12 protein-coding genes and 4 pseudogenes are annotated in these 7,988 nt (G+C 35.5%); 5 read left to right on the forward strand and 11 right to left on the reverse strand.

Annotated elements, in window-relative coordinates; translation table 11 throughout:
- Positions 1 to 111: 111 nt before the first annotated feature.
- Together ACFIME_RS04365 and ACFIME_RS04370 are read left to right on the forward strand one after the other, a co-directional pair.
- Entirely contained in the window at positions 112 to 723 is a 612-nt protein-coding gene (locus ACFIME_RS04365; RefSeq protein ID WP_375684555.1) for a hypothetical protein, read from the forward strand.
- Positions 724 to 755: 32 nt separating this feature from the next.
- Entirely contained in the window at positions 756 to 1,052 is a 297-nt protein-coding gene (locus ACFIME_RS04370) for a hypothetical protein (RefSeq protein WP_375684556.1), read from the forward strand.
- Between the two features lie 191 nt (positions 1,053 to 1,243).
- Here the strand turns inward: ACFIME_RS04370 and ACFIME_RS04375 are convergent, their stop codons facing one another.
- The 5 genes and pseudogenes from ACFIME_RS04375 to ssb form a co-directional block, all read right to left on the reverse strand.
- On the reverse strand, positions 1,244 to 1,576 hold the full coding sequence (locus ACFIME_RS04375; RefSeq protein WP_375636703.1) for a type II toxin-antitoxin system PemK/MazF family toxin: 333 nt from the start codon (positions 1,574 to 1,576) through the stop codon (positions 1,244 to 1,246).
- Positions 1,576 to 1,833 (reverse strand): AbrB/MazE/SpoVT family DNA-binding domain-containing protein, encoded by a 258-nt coding sequence (locus ACFIME_RS04380; protein WP_375661778.1) that lies wholly within the window; start codon positions 1,831 to 1,833, stop codon positions 1,576 to 1,578. Before ACFIME_RS04380 ends, ACFIME_RS04375 begins: the two co-directional genes overlap by 1 nt.
- A 96-nt stretch (positions 1,834 to 1,929) precedes the next feature.
- A pseudogene (locus ACFIME_RS04385) lies at positions 1,930 to 2,433 on the reverse strand (hypothetical protein).
- On the reverse strand, positions 2,420 to 2,740 hold the full coding sequence (locus ACFIME_RS04390) for a hypothetical protein (RefSeq protein WP_375661777.1): 321 nt from the start codon (positions 2,738 to 2,740) through the stop codon (positions 2,420 to 2,422). The pseudogene ACFIME_RS04385 and the gene ACFIME_RS04390 overlap by 14 nt, the downstream one beginning before the upstream one ends.
- Entirely contained in the window at positions 2,740 to 3,123 is a 384-nt protein-coding gene (gene ssb, locus ACFIME_RS04395) for a single-stranded DNA-binding protein (RefSeq protein WP_375661776.1), read from the reverse strand. Before ssb ends, ACFIME_RS04390 begins: the two co-directional genes overlap by 1 nt.
- A 341-nt stretch (positions 3,124 to 3,464) precedes the next feature.
- On the opposite strand from ssb, the gene ACFIME_RS04400 reads away from it, so the two are divergent.
- Both ACFIME_RS04400 and ACFIME_RS04405 read left to right on the forward strand, forming a co-directional pair.
- On the forward strand, positions 3,465 to 3,659 hold the full coding sequence (locus ACFIME_RS04400; protein ID WP_375661775.1) for a BrnT family toxin: 195 nt from the start codon (positions 3,465 to 3,467) through the stop codon (positions 3,657 to 3,659).
- On the forward strand, positions 3,637 to 3,942 hold the full coding sequence (locus ACFIME_RS04405) for a BrnA antitoxin family protein (protein ID WP_375684557.1): 306 nt from the start codon (positions 3,637 to 3,639) through the stop codon (positions 3,940 to 3,942). Before ACFIME_RS04400 ends, ACFIME_RS04405 begins: the two co-directional genes overlap by 23 nt.
- 53 nt (positions 3,943 to 3,995) lie before the next feature.
- Here the strand turns inward: ACFIME_RS04405 and ACFIME_RS04410 are convergent, their stop codons facing one another.
- From ACFIME_RS04410 to ACFIME_RS04435, 6 genes and pseudogenes are all read right to left on the reverse strand, one after another.
- Positions 3,996 to 4,463, reverse strand: a complete 468-nt coding sequence (locus ACFIME_RS04410) for a hypothetical protein (RefSeq protein WP_375684558.1) — start codon at positions 4,461 to 4,463, stop codon at positions 3,996 to 3,998.
- A pseudogene (locus ACFIME_RS04415) lies at positions 4,366 to 5,425 on the reverse strand (hypothetical protein). The gene ACFIME_RS04410 and the pseudogene ACFIME_RS04415 overlap by 98 nt, the downstream one beginning before the upstream one ends.
- Positions 5,426 to 5,465: 40 nt before the next feature.
- Positions 5,466 to 5,766: pseudogene (locus ACFIME_RS04420) on the reverse strand (DUF1376 domain-containing protein); the annotation flags it as partial.
- Complete coding sequence (locus ACFIME_RS04425) at positions 5,756 to 6,103, reverse strand: DUF1376 domain-containing protein (RefSeq protein ID WP_375684559.1); 348 nt, start codon at positions 6,101 to 6,103, stop codon at positions 5,756 to 5,758. The pseudogene ACFIME_RS04420 and the gene ACFIME_RS04425, both read right to left, overlap by 11 nt.
- Positions 6,096 to 6,572, reverse strand: a pseudogene (locus ACFIME_RS04430) (crossover junction endodeoxyribonuclease RuvC). The gene ACFIME_RS04425 and the pseudogene ACFIME_RS04430 overlap by 8 nt, the downstream one beginning before the upstream one ends.
- 328 nt (positions 6,573 to 6,900) lie before the next feature.
- Positions 6,901 to 7,254 (reverse strand): helix-turn-helix domain-containing protein, encoded by a 354-nt coding sequence (locus tag ACFIME_RS04435; RefSeq protein ID WP_375684560.1) that lies wholly within the window; start codon positions 7,252 to 7,254, stop codon positions 6,901 to 6,903.
- Between the two features lie 92 nt (positions 7,255 to 7,346).
- Here ACFIME_RS04435 and ACFIME_RS04440 point away from each other — a divergent pair, with 92 nt between their 5' ends.
- Positions 7,347 to 7,646: a helix-turn-helix domain-containing protein gene (locus ACFIME_RS04440; protein WP_015856266.1), complete on the forward strand. Its 300-nt coding sequence runs from the start codon at positions 7,347 to 7,349 to the stop codon at positions 7,644 to 7,646.
- The last annotated feature ends 342 nt before the right edge of the window (positions 7,647 to 7,988 follow it).

Here is a 7,988-nt window from a genome sequence, read left to right on the forward strand (position 1 = left end):
TCACCTAAATCTAGTGTCTTTAACACTAAGCAATTCACAATTGTATTATCTAAACGAATCAATTATACGGAAGCGCTAAATTATTGATTAGCAAAAAGTGGGGGGGAATTAATGTTATTTTTCAAAAAAGCAGTTTTATGTAGAATTAAAAAGACATTTACAAAAATATTTGTATTCAAAAAGAACATATTAATGATTGCGTTTTTTATGGCATATCTTTTGCTAACGGCACATGGTTATGCCAGTATAAATGAATTATTTTGTTCTAAAATAATTGAAAAACTGCACCTAGAAAAAAATGCAAAAGAAAATGCGGAAAGGGGATGGAATGACACGCAGAAGTTTCTAGAAATCACCCTCAATGAGTGGGAAACAATAGCTCAAGAACAGGATGCCCTGACTATAAAACTACTCAATATGAGTCCAAGACAGGATCAACAAAAGAATTATGGATTGTACACTATAATTCATACACGAAATAAAGCAATCAAAGCAAGACATGAGACAATACAATCCATTTTTAGCCTTGTTCAAAAGCGGCACATAGTGCTTCAAGCCATGGCAAAAGCATCTAAGTCTAAGCACACATCTGATGTGTTGAATTATGAGGCACAATTTTTTGAACTTCATCAGAATATTAAAAAAGTAAATAACATGATTGATGCACTAAGCAATGAAATTGATAAGATGGATCACCTTATTAAGAAAACTCTTAATCTTTAATATATACTTAAACTCCAGCCATAAAAGAAATAATGAATTATTTATCAGCAAAAAAAATAAGTTACTTATTAATCATAGTAATCAGTGTGCATTTTCTTACCAACTGCGGACAAAAATCAGATGCAGATGAGAACCGCATTCCAAATAACCTAGCTGATGCAGTTGATATGTTTGATGTTGGTCCTCGAAATTTATATGATCTTCCAAACGAAGTGCTCGAAAAATTTGATATTAATCGATACAATCTATGTAAAATGTTAAAACAGCAACATAAAGATTACTATGGTTATGATAAATTTCAAGATGTTGATTGTAATAGCTATAAGTGAAGAATAAAAATACTAAAAATCATAAAACAAAACAAATACTTCATATCTTTCTTATTTTTAGAAACAAAAAGAGGCACTTCTGCGTACAATAGAATGAATTATTTTCCTTAGTCTTTTACAAGGCGTTATACAGAGAAACGTTTCACGTCACATTGCTTACTTTAGCATCGTTCTTAAAGATGCATAAAAAACTAAGTTAGAAATGTTGATAGCTTGGCAAGCACTTCATTCATAATCATGGGGGGAACCGTTTCCATTTTCCTTCCCTGACGCGCTGCTATATCGAGAGCTCGTGGTTGATCACAACGTATTACGCCCGTTGTATGTAATCCGGTTCCTGCTAATGAAACAGCAAACCCTGCTGTTCTTGCAAAATTTCCTCCGCTTGTAATAGGCAAGACAATAGGTGTTTTCGTGACACGATTAAACGCCTCCGGTGACACAACCAGTACAGGACGCGTTCCTTTTTGCTCATAACCAGAAGTTGGGTCAAGCGATACAAACCAAATTTCGCCCCGCTTCATTACAAGAGCTCTCTGCCAACAGGCTTGGCATCAAACCACTCCATATCATCATCTGCAAAATCGTCCGAAGGATTACATTGCGCTAACAATTCTTCAAGAGTATAGCTAGAAAATGCCTGTGGTTTTACAACCAATTGTCCATTGTCAATAGCCAAACCCACTTGCGTGTTTTCAGAAAGATGAAGAACATCAAGCAATGCGGGCGGTATAGAGAGCATAACTGACCCTCCAACTTTACGTAATTTTGTTGTGTGCATAAAACACTCCCTTTAATATTATATAAAAATATAACATTCTAGTGCATATTCTTCAAGAGGTTTTCATGCTTTTATGGAAAAAGAACAATAAAACATTTACCATTTAGTTTTTCTGTCAAAATATTTATGAAGCGCGTTAAGAGCGACCCGCAATGAATTCACAAGATATGGTAATGTTTGATCTTCAAAAACAAGATATTGTACTGCTGCATAAAGATTATACTGTCTATAGAGATGTTGTGTTTCTTTTATCGCCTCTTACATATTCAAAAATTGTTTTGTTGCAAATTCAACCCATTTTTCTCTTGCTTTGTCATCAGAAGATGATGGTATTTCATCATAAACAGCGCTTGGTAAACCTTTTGCACACAAATAGTCATTTTTCACTTCAAGATATTTTTGCGCAGCATCATACTGGTCTTGAGTAAGCACGCCTTGCAAACAAAGCCGCCCAACATAAGTACCAGCAAGCGGATTTTTAGCCTCTTCAATAGTCAAACCAAAGCGTTTAGCACGCATTTCAATTGCCAATTGATTAACAGGATCTTGACGTACTTTCACTTGTGAAATGTAAGCATCTTTCTTTTTATTTTTTTTCACTTATACCCCCAAATGTCTGTCTAATATCTTTCCCAGTTTTATCTGATGCTAAACATGTTTCTTTATCCAAAATAAATAACCACGTGGATAAAGAGAGACCTATAATTATAGTTAGTATACTTATCTTTATTTTATCATTAGCCAGCCCCCAAACGAATACAACCAATGTCAACATAACTACAATGATTATCGCTATTTCAAAACCAGTAGCAGATACATCATTACCCTTATTCCCTAACAACGCTTGTTGCATAAGCATATTATTCTGTATAATTATTTGCAAAGAATTGGATTGACTCATTAACATCAAAAAGGAACCTCATCATTTATAACAGTATGAGGCATATCAAGAGGTTGCTGGAAACTTCTGTCATAAGAAGATAATGGCTCTTGATTATCGTTATTTTTTCCGTCTAAGAGCTTTAACTCGCCTTTGAATTGCGGTAAAACAATCTCTGTTGTGTAACGGTCATGACCATTTTTATCTTGCCATTTGCGTGTTTGTAATTTGCCTTCTACGTAGACCTTTGAACCTTTGTTGAGATATTGAAGTGCAATTTTTGCCAAATGTGGATTAAAAATCACCACGGAGTGCCATTCAGTTTTCTCTACTTTTTGATGAGTATTTTTATCCGTATAGCTTTCAGAAGTTGCCATACGAAAATTGACTACTTCTGTTCCAGAATTCATTGTTTTGCTTTCGGGATCAGCACCTCAATAGCCAATTAACATCACTTTATTTAGCATGTTTTTTACCTTAAATTTGTATTTTAATACATACAAAATCCTAGCATGATTTGCTTATTTTTTCAATTATTTCAAAAGGATATTATTGTTTTTTAACATATAAAATTATATTTAATATGCAAAAAAACATAAATAGTTCAGTGTTCATTTAAAACTCTTGAAATACATACATAAATGTATTAACATAAGATTTGAATGGGATGAAACTAAAGCAAAAAGTAATCTTAGAAAGCACCGTGTAAAGTTTTGAAATAGCTGCATATGTTTTTTCTGATCTATTCTCCATGGTTAAACAAGACCGTATTGAAAACGGAGAATATCGTTGGCAAACTTTGGGTCTTGTGGATGGTTTTTTACTGCCGCTCGTGGCGCATACTGTCCATGATGATAAAGATGGTATAGAAGTAATCCGTATTATTTCAGCGCGGCGAGCTAACTCGAAAGAAAGGAAACGTTATGAAGAAGAAAGTTCTTTATGAAATTGATGTAGGTAACTTATCACCTTTGACAGATAAACAGAGAGTTGAAGTTGATAAGCTGGCTGCAATGCCGGACAGTGCAATTGATCATAGTGATATTCCGTCACTCAATGATGCATTCTGGAAAAACGCCGTTCGCAATCCATTCTATAAACCAACCAAAACTGTCACAACAGTACGTGTGGATTCAGACGTTCTAGTGTGGCTTAAAAGTCAAGGGAAAGGATATCAAACACGGATTAACGCAATTTTACGTGACGCCATGCATCGTTCAATGCGTTGACCTCTTTCCTGCTACAAAGAGTATCAATCAGCACTTTTCACTATTTTGCTGTTTTAAGCCGCTTTTGAATTGCTACTGTCATGACACTCTTCACTAGGCTTGCCTATTCTCATGAATGAAATGCGCTTGCCTCCTAAGGCTAGGTTACGCGTATTTTCAACTGCTGTAAAAACTCTCTCAGCAACACCATAAAGCCTGCTTTCTAAATCACGACAATACTGCGCTAGATCAGCGCATGAGGGCACAAATGTTGTGGACATGCCTTTTGCTTCACCACGTATAAGATTTTTAACAGCTTGCAATAAAGACCAGAGTGAAATGCCGTTAAGAGCTGCGATATAAGCCTTTGCACGCGCTTCTACATTCGAAACTTTTTGCATTGTCAAACCACCTTCAAGCACATCAAGAGCCTCTGCTATGTCTTCAACAGACGCTTTCACGGTAAGTAAGTTTTGAACAGTCTGATAAGCTTCTAAAGCTTGTTTCTCTAGGGTTGCTGTCAATTGAATGCCATTTCTCAAGGTCCATGGGAACTCCAGAGTTACACATTGCTCTATCTGTTGCACGGTATCTTGTAGAGGCGTCACTAAGCTGTGTTGCACCGATAAGATTACGGATTGTCTCTCCGGTACCACCACGAGTTCTTTGATCTTTTGAAAAGTTTCCATTGTTTCCACCATTGTTGTTCGTGTTTTTCGTTTTCTCTAAATCATCAACCGCCTTGCGTACCCAGTTACGCCATGTTGCTTGCCAATCGGTTTTGGTTGCATTTGCTCCGGCTTTTGAACGCCAATAATCTCGAAACTTTGCGATTTCGACTTTCACACGCTCTGCCGGCAAGCCCTCTTCGATTGCAAAATCGTAATCGGGTTCAAAATCCGCAGGCAATCGACAGCCGCGATTAGCTTGCGCTCGTTTTGCTTTTTTGGGAACGTTCTCTTGCTCGTGAATGGAAGGTTGGTTGGTTTGCTCTGATTGGCTTTCAACATCACACTCGATTGGCTCGTCAACTAAATCGATTGTTTCTAAATCTTCAAAATCAATTTCTTTTTTTAATAAAACGTTAGTTTTATTTTTTTTATATATATATTGTTATTGTACCCTCTTGAAGACATCTTGAAGAATCTTCTTGATTTTTATGTTTCCTCGTATTGGCGGCTTTTGCTGCTCTTTCTGCAAACTTATTTAAAGTTTCGTCTGAATTTTTTAATTCTTCTTCAACATCTGGACACCACAAATGACCATCTTCTGAAAGAACAATATGTCCAGATCTAAATAAGTAATCTAATGCCTTCTGAAATCTTTTTACTGAACAACACGTAAAATGAGATAATATTTGCGCATCATTTACAAGAGGCTCTCTAGTGCGCAACATTTGCAATCGCAATCGCATATAAACATTGCCTTCAATTGCGGGTAAACAAGCAAGATCAAGAAGCCACTTGTCTGCAAAAAGCCTCGTCCATGGCAACTTAGTTGACATACTTCACCTCCCTCTTCATTATTATTATTGCAAGTGAAATTATCTAGCTCTTCAGTGAAGTTGTTGAGTTCTTCTTCAACATCGAGATTCCATAAACGACCATCTGCTAAACGAATAATATATCCTTCTTCTAGCAAAACATTCAAAGCTGTCTCAAATTTCTTTACTGAATAACCAGTGTAATGAGACAAAACTTTAATGTTACAAAAAAGAGGTTCACCAGTACGAAGCATGCGAAACCGCAATCTCATATAGATATTACCTTCTACAGGAGGTAAATAATCGACAACTACTGCCCACCTATCTGCAAAAAGCCTCGTCCACGGTAATTTAGTTGACATATTTTACCTCCTTTTCTTTATTATTATTAAAGGCAAAATTATCTAGCTCTTCACTGAGGTTATTGAGTTCTTCTTCAACGCGCGTATTCCACAACCCATTATCTGTCTCAACAAGTTTATTATTTCTCATGAGATATTCGACAATAGTCGCAAATTTTTTTTGTGAACAATTGCAAACACGTGCAAGCGTTTCAAAATCTTCTTTAATTGGTGCTTTTTTATCGTACATGCGAACAAGAAGCGTGATATAAATGCCTCTTTGTTCAGATGTCATTCCATTTGTACCACTTATCCAGTCATACAAATGGAATCTTATCCATGGCATACCATTAGACATGCGCATCCCCTTCTTTTATTAAATATAAAATTGCTAAAGCATCTGCTTCGTTGTCGTCTTTAGGCGTATGTCCTTTTGCACATACCGCCTTAATCATTTCTTCTTTTGAGGCGTTGCCTTTTCCTGTTGTTGCCTTCTTAATTGTGCCAACAGGAATGCCTTCATATAGTATCTGATGATGTTCACACCACGCTGTTAGAGTTGCTAGAAAGCCTCCGTAAATATGAGAAGCGTCTGTACCCACATGCCGGCGCACCTCTTCAAAATACACCGCGTCAATTTCATCAACAGATTTCTTTAGTTCAGTAAGCCACCGTTTAAAGCGCAGATAACGCATGCCACCGCCTTCAAAACGGCGTGATTAAAAATCTTCTGTATCGCTTGTGATAAAACCATCCGCACCACGTATCGCCCAGCCTGTCTTAGTCCCTAGATCAAGACATAAAATGGATTGTGCGTTAGTGATCATAATCCCCCCTTAAGGCTCTACGTATTTATATGTTTGCTATGACAGAGCGTTTAGTCATAAATTAAAAAAAATGAACTTACTCAATTCAAAAATACACTGCATGCCTCATCTCGTTACATTCAATGTTTGGACCGATTGTGTTTTTCAAAAATTTTTTGAGAGTTTTCTTTGAAATATTTTGTGTCGCCATGCATCTTTATGGACAATTCTGGTCCTAAAGAATTTTTGGCTATTAAATGGTTGTTTTCATCAAAAGAAAAATTCCAATCAGAATTATTAAAAACGATTGTACAGCCTTCTGGAAAACCTATTTCCTGTATTAAATCTTTCAAAATATAAAAAGTATAATATGATTTTTGCAAAACATTTNATGTTCATTCTTTTCTTCATATTGAGATTGCAACATTTCATTTTGTTCACATGGCTTCATGCAAACAGTGGAACCCTTGACAAAAGAAGGCGTTGCTTTTTCTTGTATTGCAGTAGCAAAATTTTCTTGATACCAATCACTAGGACTTACATAATTATCCGTAATCTTTGCTATTTGCTTTATTATCCTAGGCTGAGGAAATCTCTTCTTATTTATGTAACGCGCTATTGATGTCTGTGTAACACCTATAGAGGCTGCAAACTCAGCGTAAGTAATATTATTCTTCAATAAATATGATTTTAGCTTAAACATTCCTAAATCATACCGTAGTGGTATTTTTAATGCAAGAGATTTTTACCGTATTGGTATTTGAAAGATAAAAATTTTTTTATAGGATAAGAATCATGAATAACTTAAAATTTTTCAGAGAGAAAATGGGCTTAAGCTCTAAAAAGTTAGCTGAATTAGCAGGTACGAGTCAACCACAGATTTTTCGCTTAGAAAATGGTCATCGGAAATTAACAAAAGAATGGGCTATACGTTTAGCACCTCACTTATCCGTTACCCCTAAACAATTGATGTTTTCAGAACAGGAGACAAATAACTTAGATGCACAAATAGAAGATATGCTCGAACATCTAAGTTATGATAACAAAGTTAAACTTCTTGATCTTCTTTCTTCATTTTATCAAGAAAAGAAATAATAAATTTCTTTTTTTCATCCTCTGTTAATTTTTTCCAAAACGCTAATATTTTTTCATCAATCAATAGATTTTTATCCATTATTTCACCCCTTCCAAATATAAAATAAAAAAATAACCATTTTGGTATTGACTTAATATTACCATAATGGTATAGATATCTCATAAACCACGCACAAACAATCACCAAGAGGCGTTAGGGAGGAAAAATTATGGAAAATCCAATTCTTATAAATTCTGATGAAATTTTATTAGTTGTCTATAATGATGATCAAAACATTGGTCGGTCGGGACCACTGGATGAAAGCCAAGTTCTAAAAATTATTGACGAGGCAGATGATGCAA

The sequence above is a fragment of the Bartonella sp. AP1QHHD genome, from assembly GCF_042196265.1.
Classification (GTDB): Bacteria; Pseudomonadota; Alphaproteobacteria; order Rhizobiales; family Rhizobiaceae; genus Bartonella.